We start from the raw sequence: 23910 nt of genomic DNA, 5'->3' as shown, positions 1-23910 counted from the left end.
GGGGATTATGTTTTGTCTGCTTTACAAACTTCAAACATTAAGGAGCCTCCTATGCAATCAAGACAATCAAAATCCGCTTTTCTCTTAACGCTCACATTTGCGTGTATCACAGCTTTTGCCGATACATCTGTGTCAAATAGTGCGCAAAATAATGCCCAAGATAATACTTCCTCCCCCCCCCCAGCTAAAAATGTAAAACTCTCAACTTCAATTGTGAGCACCACTAACGAAATGCAAACTTATCAAAATGGGGTAAAAATAAATAAAAATGTCCTAGATTCTATCCCTAATGGCAATGGCGATATAAGCGCGGCTCTCTCCATTTTGCCAAATGTGCAAACTAATAATGCCTCGCGCACTTCAAATAGCCCGGGTGAAGTAAATCCGGCAAATATTAGCATTAGCGGAGGGCTACCTTATCAAAATAGTTTTCAGCTTGATGGCTTTGAGATGAATAATGATATTGACCCCGCAGGCTCAACCACAAATCAAAATCAGCGCTTGCGTGGTGGGCAATCGCAAGGACTTAATATCGATACAAGCTTGCTAGATTCTATAAGTGTGCAAGATTCTAATATTTCAGCAGCCTATGGACGATTTAGCGGCGGCGTGATAGAAGCAAATGTGAGAAAACCCCGCACAGATGGCTGGCATGCAGGGCTTTCATGGCAATACACATCAAGTGGTATGACTAAATATCATTTTTTAGAGGGACAAGAGGAGCTTGCTAATGTAAGCAGCAATGAAAATTTTCAGCCAAATTTTACTAAACATATCGTGCGTGCGTATTTAGAGGGCTATGCGGCTAAGAATTTGGGCATTATCGCTAGCTTTTCAACAGCACGCTCGCTTATCCCTTTGCAGCTCTACTCCACAGGCACGGATACAACCAAGCAAGACCAAAAAAGGCAAAATGATAATTATTACATTAAAGCCATTTATAATCCCGAAGAATCTTTTAGTTTGGAGGCAAATTTAGCCTATATGCCCGGAAATAATGTCTATTTTATACCCGGTTTTAAAAATTCACGCTATACGATGAGGAGCGGAGGAATTCAAGGAGGCTTGAAAGCATTATAGCAAAGTGGTGTAGGATTATGGACAAATCAGCTTGGCTATTCAAGGTTAGAAAATTCAAGAAAAAGTGATACAAATTATTATCTTGTATGGAGTGCCACAGATAGAGATGGGCAGTATGGAAGCGTTAATCAGATTCAAGACAGTCTTAATTTTAAAAGCGATATGCTTTTTGATGGTTTAGAAATAGGACGCTTTGAGCAAAATTTTCGTATAGGAGCTGAGGCAATCTATCAAAAAGCCGTGCGCGATAGGATTGAAGATTCATATATGTATCCTTATGGGAATTTTACTGCGATGAGTGGCGGTATTAATAGTGGCTATCCGCAAGGCACGGGAGCAAATGGCGTGTGGAATGGACAGCCCGATAGCTGGGGAAATATCAGTGTAAATGGCGATAGTTATTATAATAAAATGGGGGTAATTCACGCGCACAAAGGGCAATTTGATACTTTCACCTATGGCGTATATGTAGAAGATGATGCAAAATATCATCTAGGCAGCGCAGGCACGCTTAATGCACGATTTGGTATGCGCTTAGATGGTGATAATTTTCTTAACAAAAATAAACTCGCCCCGCGCTTTAGTTTAAGCTATGTCGCCCCTTGGGAAAATGAGTATAAAACGCAGCTTACCTTTGGTGCAAATCGCTACTATGCTAGAAATTTGCTCGCATATAGATTCTATGCAGAGGCAGTGAATAATCGCCGCGCGTATTATCGCACTAATCCCAACGAAGCATGGCAACACTGCGGCGTGCAAAATGCAAACTGCGTTATAGCGGGTAATAATTATATGAGCGATGGGGTTGTTACAGCTGGAAATAGGCTAGATTCCATTGATGTGCCTTATGATGATGAACTTATGGGCGCATTCACACAGAATCTAGCAGGACTATTTAGCTTTAATCTTAAATATATCCATAGAGATGGCAAAAATCAGGTCACACAAGAAAATCGCGGCACGGAGGCGGCACCTCGCTATTTTTGGGGTAATAATGGCTATACAAAAGCGGATATCATAAGTCTTGCTGTGCAAAATATTGCACCCATTGAGAGTGCGGGCATTAAGCATTTTTATATGGTAGGGGTAGATTGGAATAATGCACGGCGTAACTATAACTCAAGCAGTATAGACACAGATATGTTAGGAAATATTACTTACAATGGACAAGCTATGAGATATGAAGATATGCCCGCCCAAAAGGTTAATCAACCCCTTATTGCGCGCATTAATATGACGCACACAGTGCAACTTGGCAGGGTGCAAGTGCTGTGGAATAACCTTTTTCGCTATAAAGGCAGCTATGATAGAATTGTGCTAGAGAGCCTCTCAAATACTTCAACATTTGTTGATAAGCATTTTAAGCCAACTTTCATGTGGGATATGCGATTAGGCTTTGATGTGAATATTTATGGTGGCAATACGCTATTTGTAAATTTTGATATCTATAATGTGCTAGATTCTAAAAATGAAGTGGCGCTAAGCGCTGCAGATGGCATTATGCTCTATGGAATTCCTAGTAATGCCGCGCTTACTACTTATGAGCTTGGGCGGCAGTTTTGGACACAGGTGGGGTATAGATTCTAAGATTTAATTTTAAGGAGTAAGGCTATGAGTTGGGAAGGAAAGATAGGTGTAAAGGCGGCGTTGGTGGCTGTATTTATAGGAGGTATATGCGTTGGGGTGGGCGTTTATGCGCTTTTTTCTAACAAGGCGCAGCATGTGGCGCTAGATTCTAAAGCTACAGAAAATGCAACAGCAAGTACTATCGAGCAGCTCCACGCGCAGGAGGATAAACAAGATGCGCAGATTATAGAATCTAGCGCAGATTCTATAATTCGCAATCAAACGCCCATAGCGGACTTTGAGCGGAAAAGGTATGCCAAATATGTAGCAATGTATGCTAAGCCTATATCTCAATGGGAGCAGCCACACATTGATGAGGGCGTGGAGTGGAAGGAGTTTGCGCCCCTCCCAGAGGTCGCTCCAAGCCCAAAGGATAATCCTATTACAGAATCTAAGGTGCGTTTAGGCAAAAGGCTTTTTGAAGAGCCAAAATTAAGCAAAAGCGGGCAAATATCCTGCCAATCCTGCCACAATGCGCAATTAGGCTTTGGCGATGGACTAAAGGTAAGCATAGGGCATAATCGCGCACAAGGTCGGCGCAATGCGCCAAATATCCAAATGGCGGGGCTTTTTAAAGAATTATTTTGGGACGGGCGTGCGGATAGTTTAGAATCTCAAGCCCTTTTCCCTATACAAGATGGCGTTGAAATGGCAAATACTTTGGAAAATATGGAAATGGCGATTAAAAATGATGAGAGTTATTATGCTGCGTTTATTGAAGCCTTTGGGAGCGATGCGCAGAAAGCAGAGTGGGAGCGCGCGTATCCTGCGCTATTTGAGCGGGAGCAAGATATAAATTTTTCTATTAGCTTTCTTGAAAAAAGGCTAAAAGTGCCTCCAGAGCAAAAGCCAGAAGATAATGTGATAGGACTTAATGCTAATGAGCGTCAGCAGCTAAGAGAGCAGGTGCTAGCGCTATTTGGGACAGATTCTATGCAAAAGCCTTTGAGTGAAAAGGCAGCAAGAAAGCAGCGCGCAGATACAAGAGCTAAGGCAATCCAGCAGCTAAGCCAAGCGCACAAAGCCCAAGCGCGCGAGCTTATTAGTATAGAAAATATCACTAAAGCCATAGCGAGCTATGAGCGCACGCTTATCCCACAGGATACGAGGTTTAATCGGTTTTTAAAGGGCGAATACGAGATGTTAAGCCCTAAAGAGATTTATGGAATGCACATTTATCGCACTAAGGGCAGGTGTATGAATTGCCACTTTGGCGATAAATTGAGCGATGAGAAGTATCATAATTTAAATATCGGGCTTTATGGGCGCTTAGGGCAGGATTTGGGGCGGTATGAGGTAAGCGGCAAGGTGGAGGATATAGGCGCGTTCCGCACACCAAGCCTTGTGAATGTGAGAAAAAGCGCGCCCTATGGGCATAATGGCATATTTCCAAACTTTGTAGGGCTTATGCACTTGTATGATAAGGCTTTGCCTGTGCCTGAATTTGAGGGGATAAAAGATGATAAAAATAAGCCAAAAATTGATGTTTTAATTAAGCGGCTTGATTTAAACACAGAGGAGCTAGAGGCGCTTGAAGCCTTTATGTGGGCATTGTGAGATGTAACTATTGAGTATAATTTTAATGCAGTGCGGGGAGGATATAAAGGGGCTGTGTGTGCGTGTGAAAGGCGCTTTTATCTAAATAGTCGGGGAGGAAAAAGCCCTCTTGCAAAGGCTTGTGCTGCGGTTTGGCATTTATAGAATCTGCTATAGAATCCGCGCTTGGCGTAGATTCTATATTTTGTGTAGATTCTATGGAGTTTGTCTCATCGCGCACATTGTCGCGCGCAAGGGTGATATTGCCCATCTCATCGCGGTGAAAGTAGGTCGTGCCAAATGCCTTGATATAAGGGCTTTTGGTGAAATAAAAGCTTGAAGTGGCAAAGAGTTTCACATCATACATAAGGCTTAGCGTGTGCAGAAAAATATGCGTGAGTTTAAGCGAGGTGAAGCTCCCCGGACCCTGCGCATAGTAGATAGATTCTATAATTTTGCCTTTATATGTGAGGTGCATAGAATCTAGCACAGAATCTGACATAGAATCTGGTATAGAATCTAGCGCGGGTAAGGCGCTTTGTGGCGCTTTGTGAGGGCGTGGCAAAAACGCCTCAAAAATGCGCGGCAATGCGATGAGAGCTAGCTCATCACTTTGAATGGTTTTAATAAGCCTATCTTGCTCATAGATTCCACATAGAATGGGCGCGCTCACACTCACTAGTGCAATATCAATGTGTCCCAAAGGCGTATTCAAGGCTTTCTTCCTCTGCCTTATCCTCAAAGCTCACAATCTCAAAGGCTTTTTCATCGCTTAAGAGCTGCTTTGTAAGCAGGTGATTGAGTTTATGACTGCCGGCAAAGGATACATAAGTGCCAAGCAAGGGCATTCCAAGCAGCGCCATATCGCCAATGGCATCTAAGATTTTATGCCGCACAAACTCTTCTTTATATCGCAAGCCCTCTTTATTAAGAATGCTGCTCTCATCAAGCACAATGCAATTGCTCAAATCCCCTCCCTTAGCCAAACCTTGAGAGCGCAGATAATTCACCTCGTGCAAAAAGCCAAATGTCCTAGCGCGTGCAATCTCCTCTTTGTAAGCCTTTGTATTAAAAGTAAACTTATAGTGCTGCTGGCGTATGGCAGGGTGATTAAAATCAATGCTAAAATCAAAAATCATCTTTTCACTAGGTTCTACGCGCACAAATTTCTTATCATCTTGAATCTCAATAGGCTTTTTAATCGCAATAGCCCTTTTTGGCGCATTTTGCACCGCTATGCCCGCCTCCTCGATAAGCATACAATAGCCAATGGAGCTGCCGTCCATAATAGGCACTTCCTCATTATCAAGGCAGATTCTAATATTGTCAATCCCATATGCAGCAATAGCCGAGAGCAAATGCTCGATAGTAGAAACCCTCGCATCGCCCATACCAAGCACGGTTGCCATAGTGGTATCCACAACATTTTCAGGCTTAAGCGGAATGCTAAGCCCCAAATCAGAGCGATAAAACACTATCCCACTATCCACGCCCAAAGGCTCTAACTCCATTTTTACCGGCACGCCCTTATGCAGCCCTATGCCTATGATTTCAACTTTATTTTTAATGGTTTTTTGCTTCATTTGCTATCCTTTGCGCGCTTCTTAGCATGTAAATCGTTTGTTTTGGCAAATATATTGCGCATTTTGCACCCTTTGAGTTAATTTTGTGTAAAAATTTGCCCAATTTAGACTATGTCCGCACTTTTTAGAATCTAGCACAGAATCTGTTTTAGAAACTTAGTTGCCCTGCGTCCATGAGCGCGCTTTATTTAGCACATTAATGATATTCTCATCTACCCACTTTTGGTCAAGCCATTCATTAAGCCTCACAAAATGCCCTTGCACTAAGATTCCAAAATGCAAATGGTCACCAAATGCCCAGCCTGTCGTGCCTGTTTTACCCATTTCTTGCCCGATATGCACCTCATCGCTCACTTCAACATTGCTTGCCGACATATGCGCATAAATAGATGAGATACCAAATCCATGATAAACTAGCAGCGTATTCCCATATAGCCCAAGATGACTTTTAAGCAGCACCACGCCTCTATTGCTTGCAATAATGGGCGCATTTTTCACACTTGCTACATCAATGCCCAAATGCGTAGCCTCGCTAATTTTTTCTTTGTCAAGATAATAAATGCGATAATCCCCAAAGCTCCCCACTACCTTTGAGCCTTTCAGCGGCACAAAGGCACGAAAATGCTCATCAATATAGCTTTTATTTGAGCTTAAATCACTGCAGGCTTTTAAGATTCTATGCTCGTCCTCACTGCGTATGTTTTCATTAAAAAATACAAATCGTTCAACATCATTATCAAAATCTTTGACTAATTTTTTATCAATTTGCGCGATGAGTTCATTGAGCTTTCCATTTAGGAAATTTTCTTGCACGCGGATATTTGAGCGGTAGTAAGGCACATTGATATTGCGCGTAATGGGAATAGTTTGCTTTGTAGTATTGCCCGCTTTATCTGTAGCAATCACTTGAGCATTAAAAAACATATTTTTCAAAGGCCAAGCAATAATACCCACATACACATCATCTATATACTTAAACAGCGCAAAATCATCGGTGCCATTATTAATGCGCACATGCTTTAGTGCCATATCTTTTATCTCCACAGCGACAACAGCACTCCCACCACGCGCGATTTGGAAAGATTGCGCAACGGTTTTAATGCTAGGTGGCGTGGTATCTACGATGAGATTAAGCTCTACACTAGCGGTATTGCCGCCAAAAAAATGCGCATTGCTCCAGTCTGTAACTTGAATTTTATACTGCAAAGTTGTACCATTTTTGAGCGTTGTGGAGGGCTTTGGCAAGGTGATATTCACAGATTTTGGCTTATTTAGAATGATTTCTTTTTCATCGCTTAGAATCTCGCCATCAAAAATGGTTTGTATGCGATAATGTCGTATGCCGCTCTCATCATCAAAGCGCACTTGCACTTCATCTGTAAGATTCCAGTGTGTGGGTAGCGTTTCATTATGGACTTTGGGCGCATCAGTCTCAAAAATAATAGAGCTAAAAATAATAAGCCCAGCAATCACTGCAAACACCACGCCTATGCTCACCAAAATCAATCGTTTATTATCCATACATATCCCTTGCCCATTTATCTATGAAAAATATATCTAAAATTATGTAGAAAATCCGCGCATTATAGCATAAATTGCGCTTATCGCTTTTTTTAATCCTATTTATAGAATCTACTTTTATGTTTAACCTTGCGCAGCCTTTTCGCCTGCGGCTTTTAGCACTTCACTCATTCTATGTTTGCCCTCTAAGCTTTCAAGGTATGCCACTTCGCTAAGCACCTGCCCCACAGCGGCAAACAAATCATGCGGGATAGCTTGATTAATATCAAGCTGCCGATACAGCTCCCTTGCAAGTGGAGGATTTTCAATGATTTTTATATCATATTCGCGCGCTACAGCCTTAATGCGTATAGCTAGCTCATCAATGCCCTTTGCTACAAGTATGGGCGCTAGACCTTTATCAATCTCTTTTTGACTATATCGCAAGGCTACAGCGTAGTGCGTGGGGTTAGTGATAACCACAGAAGCAGAGGGGATTTCTTGCATCATACGATTGCTTGCAATTTTTTGCTGCATGGCGCGGATTTTGGCTTTAATTTCAGGGCTTTGCTCATATTGCTTGTATTCATCTTTAACTTCTTTCACGCTCATTTTGAGACTTTTTATGTATTGATAGCGCTTGATGAGATAATCACTCACCGCCATTACAAAAAATAAAATAAGCAGCACACCAATTAAAATAAGTGCCTTTTGCCTAAACCACAGAATCTGCACATAAAGGCTTGCCATAGACACGCTTGGTAATTCATCAAAAAAGCTCACAAATACCGCAAATCCCACGATAAAAGCGACAAATACTTTAAGTGTAATCATAAATCCATCAAGGATTTTTTTAAGCGATATGACATTTTTAACGCCGCTAATGGGATTAATTTTTGAAAGCTTTGGCTTAATGGCTTTGGGGGAGAGTAAAAGCCCAAATTGCGCGATATTAGCAATCACGCCTGTGATAATGAGCGCGACAAAAAGGGGGGAGAGCATAAGAAACATTTCAAGCCCAATGCTTAGCATAAGCTGCCCTAAAAGCTCGCGGCTCACATCAAGTGTGATGAGTTTATTAATGTGAATAAAAATTTTTTGCGCGCCCTCCACCCAAAAGGGTATGAGCAAAAACATCATTCCAAGCCCTACAAGCAGGATAAAAAATCCTGCAAGCTCGGGACTTTTGCTTACATTTCCTTCCTCGCGCGCTTTTTGAATCTTATGCGCGCTGGGGGCTTGGGTTTTTTCCTCATCAGCCATTATGTGAGCCTATTGCAGATTCTCAAACATCTTAAGCGCGTTATGATAATCTGTCATGGTATTGATATTAAAGCACTCCTCCTCGCTTGCCTCAATAGCCGTGTGTGGGTGAGATTCTACAATACGATGCAGTGAATAATCTTTAGATTTAAAAGCCCACAAAAGCGCATCTAGCATACTTTTATCCCATTTTGATATAAGATAATGCGCTCTATCCGTGCTTTGCGCAAAGGCGATAGGATTTTGCGCAGAGGCGATGTGGGAGAGTGTTTTTTGCGTTATAAATGGCGTATCCACGCTTATAAAAAGCAAAGATTGAGAATCTAGCTGCTTAAAGGCATTTATCATACCGATGATAGGCGCGTAAATGGGGCTAGATTCTATCAAAAATGGTGCGTGGAAGTTAAATTTATCTGTTTGCTTCACACTCATATAGACTTGCTCGCACATACTTTGCAAATGCAGAAAAATCCACTCGCTTAGAGTGCGATTGCCAAAATCTACTTGCGTTTTATCCGCTCCCAAACGCGAGCTTTTACCGCCTGCTAGGATAACACAAGGTGTATCAATCTTTTGCATAAAAATCCTTTATTTAATCCTTATATTTTAGTGAGCATTGTAACTTATTTTGTATAATCCCCATTTTTTCAACAATAAATAATTTTGGATACATCAAATGCTTATAGATACTTTTGAACGCACTATCGATTATATGCGCGTATCAGTGACTAAACAATGCAATTTCCGCTGCCAATATTGTATGCCAGATACCCCAGATGATTTTGTTGATGAAAGCCTGCTCCCGCTGCCTAAAATGCTAGCATTTATAAAAATTGCTATTGATAATGGCATTAAAAAGTTACGATTTACCGGTGGTGAGCCGCTTTTGCGCCCGGATTTGAGTGAATTTATCGCGCAAATTCACGCCTATGCGCCTCAAGTGGAGCTTACACTCACTACAAACGCCTATTTGCTTGAGCGCTATGCGAGTGCGCTAAGGCAAGCAGGACTTTCGCGCATTAATATTTCGCTAGATTCTCTAAAAGATGAGCGCATTAGGCTTATTTCAAAGCGCGACGCGCTGCCACAGATTCTAAGAGGGATTTTTAAAGCCAGTGATTTAGGCTTTAAAATTAAGCTTAATATGGTGCCGCTAAAAAAAATCAATGATGATGAGATAGTGGATATGCTGCATTTTGCCAAGATGTATGGCTTTGGCATTCGTTTTATTGAATTTATGGAGAATACCCATGCAAAAGCAGGCTTGCAGGGCTTAAGGAGCGATGAAATGCTTAATATCATTAGCGCAGCGTATCCTGTGCGTATGGTAAAAAAAGATGTTTTTGGTCCAGCAAAGCTCTATGAAATCAACTTTGATTCTGCGCTAGATTCTGTCACTTATGCGCCTTTTGGTTTTGGCATTATCTCCCCGCACGAAGATGACTTCTGTAAAAGCTGCAATCGCATTCGCTTAACTAGCGATGGCGTGATATGCCCTTGCTTGTATTATCAAGAAAGTGTGAATTTGCACAAAGCCATTATGCAGGGTGATAGGGAGCAAATGCAGCGCCTCCTTGAACTCTCTGTGAAAAATAAGCCCGAAAAAAACCAATGGGAAAAGGATATGTGCGAGGATTTGCATTCAAGTCGGGCATTCTACTACACCGGCGGATAATGCCAAAGAAACACGCCTTTTGGCTAAAAACGATGATTTGCACGCGCGCGGCTTGGTCATTTATTTCATATAAACTCCCTCCCTTTGCCAAAAATAAAGTAAAGTAGTGAATTTTAAAATGGAAAGCTAGAGAATCTAGAAAAAGACATAAGATTATAGAACGCAACATCGCAGAGATGATAAAACGCGAACTTTTTTACACATTTGTTACATTTCATATAGAATCTGCTTCACATTTATTTCACTTTCAGCTTAAATCTTTAGAATATGCGCTTTATGACTCAATACTAAGAATAGATATTGATTTATAAAATATCACTTTTGAAAAGGATTACAGATGACATTTACAAAATCACATTTCATCTCATTTTGCGCCGCTTTAGCACTCTCTAGCGCGCTTTATGCTGATGAACAGCTTGTGGGGGGGGGGGGGCACAACTGAAAGCTCTACTCAAGATTCTAAAGAAGTAAAAAAGGTAAATCTTGGTCGCTCGGTGGTGAGTGCCACAGGCTATGAGCAGGATATTAAAGACGCGCCCGCGAGCATTTCTATCATTGATAGGGAGGAAATCCTCACGCGTCCGGTGCGGGATTTGGGTGATATTGTGCAAGATGTGCCGGGCGTATATGTGGAGGCAAGTAAAACAGGGGCTAATACCATTTCTATGCGCGGGCTAGCTTCTGGCTATACGCTTATTCTCGTAGATGGCAAACGCCAAAATGTCGCACAGGGCTTTGGTGCAAATGGTATAGACGCAACCACTTCATTTATGCCACCGGCAAATATGATTGAGCGCGTGGAGGTGATACGCGGACCTGCATCAGTGATTTATGGTAGTGATGCAATGGGTGGGGTGATAAATATCATTACCAAAAAGCATAGCGATGAGACAACCGCTGGCATTCAGCTTGATACGCGTTTAGCAGAGGAGAGTGATGTATTTGGTAATATCTATGGGTTTAATGCCTATCTTAATGCCCCGCTTGTCAAAGATAAACTTTCTTTAAACTTACGCGGAGGCTATAAATATGGGGAGCAAAATGCATTTTTAAAGCCTGCTTACATTCTGGCTAATCAAACAGGCACTAGCAGGGCAAATCCTTATCTAGGCTGGAGTGCTACTGGCTTTACACAATATAACTTAGGTGGGCGCATAAACTTCACACCAAATAAAAACAATTATATCTATCTGGATTCTGAAATGTATTTTGGACGCTATGGCTCGCTTAATACTTCGGGCAATTCAATCACAGCAGTTCGGGACTTCACAAGATATAATAATATCCTAAGCCATGAGGCAAGCTATGACTGGGGTAAAATATCTAGCTATGTGCAGTATGCGCGCACAAGCTACCGCTCACACGCCGATAGCTGGAGAATGGCAAATCACCTTAGCGGGCTTACTCCGGGAGCATCAAGCGGAGATACATTAGGTGCGCCAAAGATTAATGATGATGTCGTGGTGCAATCCACCTATACTAATGACTTTGATTTTGGCAAGGCAGGCGCGCTTATTGTAAATGGTGGAGTGTATTATATGTGGCAGCGATTAATTGTGCCTAGAAGTGTGAATCTAACCACAGGCGCAATTACTAGCGAAGAAGACAAGCGCGATATGAATCAAGTAGCCGCCTTTGCAGAGGGTGAATATTTGATTAATCAATACATTAGCACTACTCTAGGCTTGCGCTACAACTATAGTGATATTTTTAAAGCTGTGCCAAATCCACGCTTTTATGTGAATATTAATCCTACCGATTGGCTTACTTTTAAAGCTGGTGTAACAAGCGGCGTGCGCGTGCCAAACCTTAGCTATTTGTATGAGGGCTATACAGAATCTACCTCAGGAAACACGACTACATACACTTATGGAAATAAAGACTTAAAGCCAGAGGAGAGCCTAAACTACGAGCTAAGCGCGATTTTAGACACTGATAGTGCGATGTTTATCCTTACTGGATTCTATACAGACTTTAGAAATCAAATTGAGACTGTGGGCTTTAATGGCGATATGTGTTCAACTGGTAGCACTAATCAATGCCGCACTTATCGCAACCTTGATAAATCACTTATGACAGGAGCGGAAGTAAGCCTTAAGCTAAAGCCTATGTATGGATTTTCGCTTGATGCAAACTATGGCTTTACACATACAGAAGTGGTATCTTTCTCCGGTAGCAATACAGCAGGTGAAAATCCTGTAGGCAGGGCTGTGAATTCTATCCCTCGCCATAGCTTTACTATTACGCCGCGCTATAGCTATCAAAACTTTGATGTGTATTTGCGCTGGAGTGGGAAGTATAAAACGCCAACTCCCACACCTATTGGCACAAATGCAGGCAGGCTAGACCAAACAAAGGCTATTTTGGGCAATTATTACAAAGACTATCAGCTTGTAGATGTGGCAGCTACTTATAAGTTTGCTAAAAAATATGCCATAACTTTGGCGGTAAATAATTTACTTAATGTGAATTTTGTGGATTTAACGCCCTATAGCAATAACACCAATGCAATGAATAATTACCAACGCATTTTGCCTAGCCGCAATTACTGGCTCACTTTCCGCGCGGACTTTTAGCCCTGCGCGCTAGTTTTTGTAAGAAACTTTATTTTCTCAAAGACACTTGCGTTTTTCAAAAATCCTACCGCATGCTAGATTCTATAACCACCGCGTGGAATATAGAATCTAGCCTTTAAAATTTTACTTATTAAAATAGATTCTAAGATTTCACACATTACAATGCACCCACAAAACAAACGCTAAACATCATAATTTAAAAGGATTTTTATGGATTTATTACACAAGGTTTTAGACCAAGAGGCGCATTTAAGCCCAAGTGAGCTAAGCGGGCTTTATGAATATGATATTTTTACCTTAGGCGATGTCGCAAATGCCCTGCGCACGAAACTCTATGGCAAAAAGGTGTTTTTTAATAATAACCGCCACATTAATCCTAGCAATATTTGCGCTGATGTGTGCAAATTCTGCGCGTTTTCAGCCTCGCGCAAAAATCCAAACCCTTACTCTATGAGCATTGATGAGATTCTCTCCCAAGCCCACACCGCCTACAATAATGGCGCAAAGGAGCTGCACATCGTTTCAAGTCATAATCCAAACTATACTTATGAATGGTATTTTGAGCTTTTTAGAGAAGTCAAAAAGGCTTTGCCACAGGTGCATTTAAAGGCTTTGACCGCGGCGGAAGTGGATTATTTAGATAGAATCTCAAACAAAGGCTATCAAAAAGTGCTAGAAGATATGCTAGAAGCAGGCGTAGATTCTATGCCCGGCGGGGGAGCGGAGATTTTTGATGAGGGCGTGCGCAAGTATATTTGCAGGGGGAAAGTAAGCTCAAAGCGCTGGCTTGAAATCCACTCCTACTGGCACACTCTAGGTAAAATGAGTAATGCTACTATGCTTTTTGGGCATATAGAATCTAGAGAGCATCGCATTGACCATATGTTGCGCCTGCGCGATACGCAGAGCAAAAATGGCAAGGCAGAGCGCAAAGAGGGCGGCTTTAATGCCTTTATCCCCCTATTGTATCAGCGGCAAAATAATTTTTTAAAAGTGCAGGCTTTCCCTAGCGGACAAGAGGTGTTAAAGACTATAAGCATAGCTAGAATTTTATTGCATAATATTCCGCATATTAAGGCGTATTGGGCGACTTTGGGGCTAAATATGGCAATTGTCGCGCAAGATTTTGGCGCAGATGATATGGATGGCACTATCCAGCATGAAAGCATACAATCTGCCGCAGGCGCTAAAAGCAAGAGCGGACTAAGCAAGCAAGAGCTTATTTCGCAGATTAAAGATGCGGGATTTCGCGCTATTGAGCGGGATTCTTTGTATAATGAACTTGTTGAGTGCTAATGCGCTGCAATCACTGCCAACTTGAATACGACAAAGCGGCGTTATTCACACGCTATAACGACAAAGGTGAAGAGCTACATTTTTGCTGTGCGGGGTGTGAGGGCGTGTATTTTTTATTACAAGATGCCTCCCTTACAAGCTTTTATGACAAACTTAGCTCCCCGCTCTCTCCGCCGCCCTCTTTTACAAACACTGATAAACAACATCACTTAGCGCGATTTGACACGCAAGCCTTTGAGCAAAAATACATACAGAATCTGCCTAGCGGCTTATGCGAGGTGCATTTAATTATTAGCGGCATTCACTGCGCGGCGTGTATTTGGCTCAATGAAAAGCTGCTCTCAAATACAGAGGGCGTAGAAAGTGTGGCGATTAATTATACAAATAACAAAGCAAGCATTATTTGGGATAGGGAGAAACTGCCGCTAAGCAAGATTATTGCGCTTATTCAGTCTATTGGCTATGATGCGTATGCGTATGATAGCACGCTACAGGAGAGCGCGGATAAGGCGCAGATGAGGGAATACTATATCCGCGTGATTGTGGCACTCTTTTGCACGATGAATATTATGTGGGTGGCAGTGGCGCAGTATAGCGGCTATTTTTTGGGCATAGATAAAGATGCAAAAGATATTTTAAATATCGCTTCATTTGCGCTCTGCACGCCCGCACTTTTCTACTCTGGCTTTGTATTTTATCGCTCTAGCTTTTATGGATTAAAACATGGCTTTGTGGGTATGGATTTGCTTGTATGCGTAGGCTCAACGCTCACTTATATTTACTCTATTTATGCCGCACTCACGCGCAGTGGGGAGACTTATTTTGAATCTGTGAGTATGATTATCACCTTTGTGCTTATTGGCAAATTTTTAGAAGTGCGTGCGCGCAAAAATGCCGGCGATAGCCTTGATAAACTAAGTCACCTTTTGCCTACAAGCGTGATAGTGTGCGATAGTGATAACACCACGCGCGAAGTCACGCCTGAAGCGGTGAATGTGGGCGATATAATTTTAGTGCGCGCGGGTGATAAGATTGCCATTGATGGCGTGCTTTGCTCCCCTAGCGCGCTTTTTGACACTAAAGCCATTAGCGGTGAAGCCCTGCCCAAAGCGTGCAAAGAGGGTGAAAGCGTGCTATCTGGCTACATTAATCTTAATCATCAAATCTTTTATCGCGCCACAAAGGCATTTTCACAAAGCCTTATGAGCCATATTATTTCGCTTGTTAGCTCCTCGCTCTCCCATCGCCCGCGCATACAAAATCTTGCCAATACTTTGTCGCAGTATTTTTCGCGCGTGATTTTAAGTATCGCGCTTTTATGCTTTTTGGGCTGGTATTTTGTGGGCGAAGTGGGTATGGAGCGCTCACTTATGATTGCTATATCTGTGATTATAATTGCTTGCCCTTGCGCATTAGCGCTTGCTACGCCTATTGCTTCAGTGGTGGGCATAGGCGAATCTTATCGCCACAATGTGCTTTTTAAGCAAGCTAAGTTTTTAGAAACCTTAGCCAAAGCGCGCCTTGTGGTGTTTGACAAAACAGGCACGCTCACACTAGGTAAGCCTCAAGTGCAAAAATGCCATTTGCAACAGCCCTATGATAAAGCCTTGCTTTTACAATTTGTGCGATTAAGCAAACACCCTGTAGCAGAGGGTATTAGGGATTTTATCTCATCACATTTTATAAAATCCACACTTACAGAATCTAAGCCTATAGAATCTAACTTTATAGAATCTAGCGCGCCAGATTCTATAAATCAAAATAGCGCCCTAGTGCGCGATTTTAGGCAGTTTGACGCGCAGGGCATTAGCGCGTATGTGGGTGATGCGCAATTAGTAGGAGGGAATTTAGCCTTTCTTGCGCAGCTAGGCTTTGAAATCCCAAATATCACGCTTGGCAGCGGTATGGTCTTTGGCTATGGGATTATAGAATCTAGCGCGCATAAGCCCTATAAATTGCTTGAAATTTTTGAACTTTATGATGAATTAAAGCCCTACGCAAAGCAGCTCGTGGCGTATTTGAAAGAGCGGGATATACAAAGCGTAATGTTAAGTGGCGATAGAGCGCAAAGTGTAGCGCAAATAAGCCAAAAAGTGGGCATTACACAGGCTTTGAGCCTACTCTCCCCACTGCAAAAAGCTCAATGGATAGAATCTTACAAATCTAATCACCCCTCACATGTGGTAGTGATGATAGGCGATGGCATTAATGACGCGCCCGCACTTAGCAAAAGCGATATTGCCATATCTATGGGCGCGGGGAGTGATATAGCCATTTTAAGCAGCGATGTAGTAATCCTTGATGATAAGCTCACCACCTTGCGCAATGCCTTTGAAATCGCGCACCAAACTTATAAAAACATTAAACAAAATATCGCCCTAAGCATTGGCTATAATGCTTTAAGCGTGCCGCTAGCGGTTATGGGCTTTGTGATACCGCTCTTTGCCGCGCTCTCTATGAGTTTTAGCTCTATTTTAGTGGTGCTTAACTCCTTGCGCTTAAAATATTTTAAAGCCGTTGAGGCTAAAGCTTAAATAATGCTGAAATGGGTAAAAACTCACAATAAAGACAAAAAATATTACAAGAATCTTAGATTTTAGTTTATCTTATAAAAATCTAGCGTAAGATGAATGCGTTAATCTTAAACAAGGAGGATTGCATGAAAAAACACGTTGTTTTTTTTGAAGCGGTAGGCGGCACTGATAAAGGCTATGATGGACATAGAAAAGATACGGTTCCTATGATGGACTATCTTAAAAAGCTCGGTTGGGGCGCGGAAGTTGTTTTTTTTACTGACGAGATTTTAAAGGATAAGGATAAAACGCAAAAGATTTATGACTATGTCAAAGGCGTGGCTGATGCGTATGTTTCGCGTGTGAATCCGGGCAATTTGAAAGAGGAAAAGCTCTACTTTGATGTGCTGCGAAAGCTCTGCGATGATGGCGTTATCGGTATGCCGCACCCTGATGCGATGATTGGCTATGGGGCAAAAGACGCGCTTACAAAGCTGCGAAATACCGAGCTTGTGCCTACTGACACGATGGCGTATTATGACCCAGAGGAGGCGAAGCGAATTGGTGTAAAATGGGAGAGCGGCGGCGAGCATGACTTTAAGCATTACTTCCCGCATACGCTTACAAAGGGCGAGCGCGTGTTGAAGCAAAATCGCGGTAGCACGGGAGAGGGCATTTGGCGTGTGCAGTTAAAGCACCCTGAAAAATACGCCGGACTTGATAGAATCCCGCTAGATGCGGAAATCCGCTGCACAGAGGCTGTGGATAATCATGTCGAGGAGCATAAGCTTGGCGAGTTTATGGACTTTTGCGAGAAATATTTGAAAGGCGATAATGGAATGCTTGTTGATATGCGATTTTTGCCGCGCATTAAAGAGGGCGAGATACGCATTTTGATGCTGTATAAAGACCCAATTTATGTCGTGCATAAAAAGCCAGCTGAAGGTGCGGACGCCTTTTCTGCTACGCTATTTAGCGGGGCGAAATACCGCTATGATAAGCCTGAGCAGTGGCAAAAGCTAGTTGATTATTTCCTTAATAACCTGCCTGATATTAAGCAAAAGCTAGGCAACTACGACTTACCGCTGATTTGGACTGCGGACTTCATTTTAGATGGTAAGCCAGGCGAGGATAAATATTGTCTAGGCGAGATTAACTGCTCTTGCGTGGGCTTTACTTCTCCTGTGGAGTTCCTTGATAAGACTGCGCGCCGCGTGGCTAATACGATTATTAACATTGTGGAGGACGCACAAAGCTAGCTATAACTTTATTCTTTGAGGGCTAATGTGAGCTTTGCTTACATTTGTAAGACCACGCGGAGCTTTAGCTCAATAGCGTGGAAATTATAGAATCTAATGCAAAATCAATCAAAAAATCATTATAATGCTATTTTTAGATTTTCACTAGGAGTTGCATTTGGTTATATCCGTCCCCGCTACAAGTGCTAATTTGGGACCGGGCTTTGATACGCTAGGCTTGGCGCTTGGGCTTTATAATACCTTTAGTATCACGCCTGCTAGGCTAAGTAGTATTCATATTTCAGGGGAGGGCAAAGAGCGCGTAAAGTTGCGCGTGGATAATGTGTTTGTCAAAATTTTTAATGACATTTTAGCGCTGCATGAATACCCTAAGGATAATTTCAAATTTAGCTTTCATAATTGCATACCCATTTCACGCGGGCTTGGCTCAAGCTCGGCAGTGATTATTGGCGCGATTATGAGTGCGTATCATATTATGCAAAAGCCCATTAATAAACAAGAGATGTTAAATCTTGCTTTGCATTATGAAAATCACCCCGATAACATCACGCCAGCACTCTATGGGGGATTTAATATCGCTATGCTAGAACATACAGAATCTAGGACAAATGCTAAAAAAATACCAGAAAAAAACACGCAAGTAGTGAGCTTTCAAGCAAGCCTGCCCCCAGAGATTAAAGCCGTAGTGGTAATCCCTAATATGACTATCTCCACGCGTTATTCGCGCCGCACCTTGCCTAAAAAATACAGCACTAAAGATGCAGTGTTTAACCTCTCTCACGCATGTATGCTAAGTGCTGCATTCATCACGCAAAAGTGGGATTTGCTGCGCGCGGCTAGTGCGGATAGATTTCATCAAGATGTGCGCATGAAAAGCTTGCCTGTGCTTTTTAATGTGCGCAAAATTGCGTTAGAGCATGGCGCGCTTTTAAGCACGCTTTCGGGCAGCGGCTCATCTTTTTTAAATATCTGCTACAAAGATGATAGTGCGAATTTAGCTCTAAAATTGCGTGATGAATTCCCAAAATTCCGTGTGCTTGAGCTAGATTTTGACAACATGGGCGCGTGCCTAAGAGAATTATAGAATCTTTAAGGTATAATGCGATGAAGCAGCCCAAGCAAACGCGTATGTGCGTGAAGTGCAAAAAGAGATTTTATCAAAAGGAGCTTTTGAGACTACAAAGTGATGGTTATTCCCTATGGAGCTTTAGCGGGAGAGGACGGAGTTTTTATGTGTGTGCGGAGTGCTTAGAGCAGCCCAAAACATTTCAGGCAATTATCAAAATAAAGAAGCTAAAACCAGAATGCGCGTTGCATTTAAAGGAGATATGGAATCTATGGAGAAAGTAAGATTATCAGAGATAGGAAAGGAATTTGGTAAAAACGCAGGCTATGCGTATGAAAAAGCCAAAGAAATGGGGCTTAAGGTTAAATCCCCCTCAAGCTCAATTCCCGCAGAGCAAGCCGCTGCGCTCTATGAATTTATTACCACGGGCATAAATTCATACGCACCCCCCGTTGAAGAGACAAAGGAGAAAAAGCCTAAAAAAAGCACGCAGGCAAGTAAAACTAGCAAAGCCACTAAGTCAAAAGAGGAGAAGCCCACAGAGACAAAAGCAGCTAAGATAGAGACATTAGAGCCTAAACCACAAGATGAGCCAAAGCCTAAAGTAGGCTTGCGTATTGTGCGCAAAAATGAAAGCAAAGCATCTACAGAATCTAGCACAGAATCTAAAAAAGAGGAGAGCAAAAAGGCTACACTAAGCTACAAGGAGCTATTTGCCAATACCGAAGCCACAGATGAGCCTAAAAAAACTAAAAAAGATAAGCCAAAGCCTAAGGTCGCGCATAAGCACACAGACCAGAAAATGCATATTTTAGATGACAGGGATATTACTTTTGATTATGATGAGGAGCAAGATGAGATTATGCTCTTTGACTTAAATGAACGCGAGGTGCGCGACGAGGAGGAGGAAAATCAAATCCGTCAAGCCATTACCGAGCGCGTGCATATTCATCGTAAAAATCCATGGATGAATGAGGGCAGCATTAAGCGCGGTGGCAAGCGGCGCAAAGTGCCAAAAGTGGCTAAAAATGTGGATAAAATTAAAGGTCCTATTGCTATCCCCGCAGAAATCCGCGTGTATGAGTTTGCTGAGCTTGTGAAAGTAGAGCTTAAAGAAGTGATTAAGGTGCTTTTTAATCTCGGGCTTATGGTAACTAAAAATGACTTTTTAGAGCGCGATGTGATTGAGATTTTAAGCGATGAATTTGAGCTTGATATTTCTATCCAAGATAGCCCAGAATATAACATTATAGAATCTAGCCTAAGCGCAGATACGCCAAAGTTTGAGCGCCCACCGGTGGTTACGATTATGGGGCATGTAGACCATGGTAAAACTTCATTGCTTGATTATATCCGCAATTCGCGCGTAGCAAGCGGTGAGGCAGGTGGCATCACGCAGCACATCGGCGCGTATATGGTAGAGAAAAATGGCAAGCAAATTAGCTTTATTGACACGCCCGGACATGAGGCATTCACGCAAATGCGCAGTCGCGGCGCGCAGGTTACGGATATTGCTATTATTGTGATTGCTGCAGATGATGGCGTAAAGCAGCAAACCATTGAAGCGCTCAATCACGCCAAAGCCGCAGATGTGCAAATTATTATTGCGATGAATAAAATGGACAAAGAAAATGCTAATCCCGATAAGCTTAAAGCCGAGTGTGCGGAGCTTGGATTTACCCCAAATGAATGGGGCGGGGAATATGAGTTTATCCCTATATCTGCTAAGAGTGGGGATGGCGTGGAGCATTTGCTTGAGACCATTCTCATTCAAGCAGAGCTTTTAGAGCTTAAAGCCTCACATGAGGGCAACGCACAAGCCATTATCCTTGAAGCAAGCGTAGAAAAGGGTAGGGGTCCTGTGGCGACTATCATCGTGCAGCAAGGCGTGCTGAATGTGGGAGATTCTGTAGTGGCGGATACAGCTTTTGGGCGCGTGCGTGCCTTGCTTGATGATAGGGGGCAAAATATTAAAGCACTTTATCCCTCTGGCGTGGCGGTGGTTACAGGTTTATCTGAAGTGCCAAGCGCGGGCGCGGTGCTACAAAGTGTGGATAATGATACTATTGCGCGTGAATACGCCCAAAAGCGCGCCTTGTATTTGCGCCAAAAAGAATTAAGCAAAAGCACGAAAGTTACTTTTGATGAGCTTGGTGAAATGGTCGCGCAGGGCAATCTTAAAAGCTTGCCGCTCATCATTAAGGCTGATACGCAAGGCAGCCTTGAGGCGATTAAATCAAGTTTAGAGAAGCTTAGCAATGATGAGGTGCGCATTAATATCATCGGCTTTGGCGTAGGCGGGATTAGCGAGGGCGATATAGCATTATGCGCTACTAGCGCTAATAGCCTTATTCTAGGCTTTAATGTGCGCCCAACTGGGAGTGTGAAAGCAAAGGCAAAGGAACTTGGTGTTGAGGTTAAGACTTATTCGATTATTTATACATTGCTTGATGATATTAAATCGCTGCTTGGTGGGCTGATGTCGCCTATTTTTGAGGAGGAAAACACAGGGCAAGCGGAGGTGCGTGAGACATTTAATATCGCTAAAGTGGGCGTTATCGCTGGGTGTATGGTGGTCGATGGGAGCATTCAAAGGGGCATTAAAGTGCGGCTTATTCGTGATGGAGTGGTTGTGCATACAGGCGCTATCGCTTCGCTTAAGCGCTTTAAAGATGATGTGAAAGAAGTTTCAAAAGGCTATGAGTGCGGCATTATGCTGGAGAATTATAATGATGTGAAAGTGGGCGATGTGTTTGAGACCTACAAAGAAGTGGCAAAAGCAAAGGTGCTGTAGTTAGCCACACTTTAAAATAGGTTAGATTCTATAAATTATAGAATCTAGCTTTAAAAAACAATAACTTTACACTTTAAAGGGTGCGTAGGGCAATTCATTTGCCTACAGCCAAGACCGCACAGCGCGCAAGCACAATAGCCGCGGCATTATAGAATCTAACCTTAAAAAACAAGTTGATAAGCTGCGTAAGCAGATTATAACTTTATGCTTTAGGCGCAAATGTGAGCTTTGCTTGCATTTGCAAGACCGCGCGGCTTTTTATAAAAAGCAATAGCGCGGACATGATAGAAACTAGCTAGCGGTATGCGATTTCGCCATGTAGGGCTTGGTCTAAGCCATTTTCTTCTTGCGCTATATCTACACGCAAAGGTGTGAAAAGGCTAATAACTTTTAAAATGATAAAGCTCACTATGCCAGATAGCGCAAAACAGGCAACTATAGCCACTATTTGCACAAGTAGTAGTGAAAAATCTCCGCTATAAAATAATCCCTCGCCCGCTGCCTCTTCTTTGACAAGCTCATTAACGCTGCTTGTGGCAAAAAGCCCTGTGGCTATACCACCCCAAATACCGCCTATGCCATGTAGCCCAAACGCATCAAGCGTATCATCATAGCCTAGCTTTGACTTCAAATAACTGATAGCAAAAAAGCAAATGGGCGAGGCGCATAAGCCAATAATTATGCTTGCAAAGGGCGTTACAAAGCCTGCTGCTGGCGTGATTGCCACAAGTCCTGCTACAATGCCTGTAATGCTGCCTAGCAGTGTGGGTTTGCCATATTTTACCCATTCAATAATCATCCATGAAAGCATAGCGCCAACAACGGCAAAATTGGTCGTGATAAAGGCATTAAGCGCGATAGAATCTACACTAAGCGCACTTCCACTATTAAAGCCTAGCCAGCCTATCCATAATAGCACCGCGCCGATGAAAGATAGCGGCAATGAGTGGGGTAAAAGCCCTTGAGAAAAGGTGCGCTTGCCTAGCATAATGCACCCCACTAGCCCAGCCACGCCAGCGGCGATATGCACGACACCACCACCTGCAAAATCTAAAGAGCCAATTTTCACAAGCCAGCCATTTCCCCACACCCAGTGTGCTAATACATCATACACCAAAGTGCTCCAGCACAGAATAAAAAGCAGCAAAATGCCAAAGCGCATACGCTCCACTATCGAGCCTGTGATAATAGCCGCGCCGATAATGGCAAAAAGCATTTGAAAAAAGGCAAATTCTATTTGCGGAATGCTGCCATGCGCGCCCTCAACATTTGCCCAAAAAAGATGTTTAAGATTGCCAATAAGTAGCCCAATATCATCGCCAAAAGCAAGCGTATAGCCGATAATTACCCATTGCAATGCAATCACAGAAAAGAGCATAATGCTATTTAAAGTAGTGCTTAGCACATTGCGTCTATTCACCATACCCGCGTAAAACAACCCAAGAGCGGGCGTCATCATTAACACTAAAGCCGATGAAGCCATAACAAACAGCACATCAACCGCTACAAACTCGCCCTCTGCGCCAAATGCACACACACAGCACAGAAAAAAGATAAGTATTGCTTTCATTTTTACTCCTTTTGTATTTAGGTTTTGCCTCATTCTTGCTCAAATTTGTTATAGAATCTAGCCTTTAATAAGCGTCTAAAGCGCGTTTATAGAATCTAGATTCTATATTTTGCGCCATTTAATCAACCAAAGCCCACTAAATGGCGTCCTCGCCCTCCTGCCCTGTGCGGATTCTAATCACATTAGCCAAAGGCTGGATAAGAATCTTGCCATCGCCCGCTTTGCCCGTATTTAGCGTCTGTTTAGCAATAGAGACAATCTCATCGACATGGCTTTGCTTAGCAATAATTTCTATGCGGATTTTAGGGAGCAAATCAATAGTCGTTTCACTCCCGCGATAGATTTCTGTTTTGCCTTTTTGGTTGCCTGCACCCATTACATTACTCACCGTCATACCCTTGATACCCTTTTGAGCTAGTGCATCTTTCAAAGCACTAAGCTTTTCAGCGCGCGTGATAATTTCAATCTTAAAAATGCTTTCCATAATTTACCTCCTAAAATGAGATAGGTGCATTATATATCACTAAAACTTATATGAGAATTAATTAAGTTTCGATAAAGTTTAAAATTTTT

At 42.6% G+C, this 23910-nt stretch carries 18 protein-coding genes; 11 read left to right on the top strand and 7 right to left on the bottom strand.

The window, feature by feature from the left end; genetic code table 11:
• Positions 1-51 precede the first annotated feature (51 nt).
• The 3 genes from LS71_RS06270 to LS71_RS06260 all read left to right on the top strand — a co-directional run bounded on the left by LS71_RS06270 (position 52) and on the right by LS71_RS06260 (position 4263).
• Positions 52-1080, top strand: a complete 1029-nt coding sequence (locus LS71_RS06270; RefSeq protein WP_052058083.1) for a TonB-dependent receptor — start codon at positions 52-54, stop codon at positions 1078-1080.
• Between the two features lie 162 nt (positions 1081-1242).
• On the top strand, positions 1243-2667 hold the full coding sequence (locus LS71_RS06265; protein WP_052058081.1) for a TonB-dependent receptor: 1425 nt from the start codon (positions 1243-1245) through the stop codon (positions 2665-2667).
• Between the two features lie 24 nt (positions 2668-2691).
• Positions 2692-4263: a cytochrome-c peroxidase gene (locus LS71_RS06260; protein WP_052058079.1), complete on the top strand. Its 1572-nt coding sequence runs from the start codon at positions 2692-2694 to the stop codon at positions 4261-4263.
• A gap of 22 nt (positions 4264-4285) precedes the next feature.
• Here LS71_RS06260 and LS71_RS06255 read toward each other — a convergent pair whose 3' ends face one another.
• From LS71_RS06255 to mobA, 5 genes are all read right to left on the bottom strand, one after another.
• The gene (locus tag LS71_RS06255; protein WP_052058077.1) at positions 4286-4957 is read right to left on the bottom strand and encodes a hypothetical protein; all 672 of its coding nucleotides are present in this window, start codon (positions 4955-4957) and stop codon (positions 4286-4288) included.
• On the bottom strand, positions 4932-5825 hold the full coding sequence (lpxC, locus tag LS71_RS06250) for a UDP-3-O-acyl-N-acetylglucosamine deacetylase (RefSeq protein WP_034355460.1): 894 nt from the start codon (positions 5823-5825) through the stop codon (positions 4932-4934). The genes LS71_RS06255 and lpxC overlap by 26 nt, the downstream gene beginning before the upstream one ends.
• Positions 5826-5981: 156 nt before the next feature.
• Entirely contained in the window at positions 5982-7346 is a 1365-nt protein-coding gene (locus tag LS71_RS06245) for a M23 family metallopeptidase (protein WP_034355458.1), read from the bottom strand.
• A gap of 123 nt (positions 7347-7469) precedes the next feature.
• Positions 7470-8588 (bottom strand): flagellar biosynthesis protein FlhB, encoded by a 1119-nt coding sequence (flhB, locus tag LS71_RS06240; RefSeq protein WP_034355455.1) that lies wholly within the window; start codon positions 8586-8588, stop codon positions 7470-7472.
• Between the two features lie 9 nt (positions 8589-8597).
• Positions 8598-9167 (bottom strand): molybdenum cofactor guanylyltransferase MobA, encoded by a 570-nt coding sequence (mobA, locus tag LS71_RS06235; protein ID WP_034355452.1) that lies wholly within the window; start codon positions 9165-9167, stop codon positions 8598-8600.
• Positions 9168-9264: 97 nt separating this feature from the next.
• On the opposite strand from mobA, the gene moaA reads away from it, so the two are divergent.
• The 8 genes from moaA (at position 9265) to infB (ending at position 21767) form a co-directional block, all read left to right on the top strand.
• Positions 9265-10263, top strand: a complete 999-nt coding sequence (moaA, locus tag LS71_RS06230) for a GTP 3',8-cyclase MoaA (protein ID WP_034355449.1) — start codon at positions 9265-9267, stop codon at positions 10261-10263.
• 401 nt (positions 10264-10664) lie between these two features.
• Positions 10665-12839 (top strand): TonB-dependent receptor domain-containing protein, encoded by a 2175-nt coding sequence (locus LS71_RS06225; RefSeq protein WP_138109857.1) that lies wholly within the window; start codon positions 10665-10667, stop codon positions 12837-12839.
• 210 nt (positions 12840-13049) lie between these two features.
• A complete protein-coding gene (gene mqnE / locus LS71_RS06220; RefSeq protein ID WP_034355443.1) occupies positions 13050-14135 on the top strand; it encodes an aminofutalosine synthase MqnE in 1086 nt (361 codons plus the stop codon).
• Entirely contained in the window at positions 14135-16669 is a 2535-nt protein-coding gene (locus LS71_RS06215; RefSeq protein WP_034355440.1) for a heavy metal translocating P-type ATPase, read from the top strand. Before mqnE ends, LS71_RS06215 begins: the two co-directional genes overlap by 1 nt.
• Before the next feature lie 125 nt (positions 16670-16794).
• On the top strand, positions 16795-17907 hold the full coding sequence (locus LS71_RS06210; protein WP_034355437.1) for a Cj0069 family protein: 1113 nt from the start codon (positions 16795-16797) through the stop codon (positions 17905-17907).
• Between the two features lie 157 nt (positions 17908-18064).
• Positions 18065-18991: a homoserine kinase gene (gene thrB / locus LS71_RS06205; protein ID WP_034356173.1), complete on the top strand. Its 927-nt coding sequence runs from the start codon at positions 18065-18067 to the stop codon at positions 18989-18991.
• Between the two features lie 20 nt (positions 18992-19011).
• The gene (locus LS71_RS06200; protein ID WP_034356178.1) at positions 19012-19257 is read left to right on the top strand and encodes a YlxR family protein; all 246 of its coding nucleotides are present in this window, start codon (positions 19012-19014) and stop codon (positions 19255-19257) included.
• Positions 19245-21767 carry a translation initiation factor IF-2 gene (gene infB / locus LS71_RS06195; protein ID WP_034356181.1) on the top strand — a complete coding sequence of 841 codons (2523 nt, stop codon included), beginning with the start codon at positions 19245-19247 and terminating at the stop codon, positions 21765-21767. The genes LS71_RS06200 and infB overlap by 13 nt, the downstream gene beginning before the upstream one ends.
• Positions 21768-22062: 295 nt before the next feature.
• Here infB and LS71_RS06190 read toward each other — a convergent pair whose 3' ends face one another.
• Positions 22063-23337 carry an ammonium transporter gene (locus tag LS71_RS06190; RefSeq protein ID WP_034356184.1) on the bottom strand — a complete coding sequence of 425 codons (1275 nt, stop codon included), beginning with the start codon at positions 23335-23337 and terminating at the stop codon, positions 22063-22065.
• 136 nt (positions 23338-23473) lie between these two features.
• Entirely contained in the window at positions 23474-23821 is a 348-nt protein-coding gene (locus tag LS71_RS06185; RefSeq protein ID WP_034356186.1) for a P-II family nitrogen regulator, read from the bottom strand.
• Positions 23822-23910 lie beyond the last annotated feature (89 nt).

This window comes from Helicobacter jaachi (assembly GCF_000763135.2).
GTDB classification, from domain to species: domain Bacteria; phylum Campylobacterota; class Campylobacteria; order Campylobacterales; family Helicobacteraceae; genus Helicobacter_C; species Helicobacter_C jaachi.
Note: the sequence above shows the minus strand (reverse complement) of the source record. Positions and strands in the feature narration are given on the sequence as shown.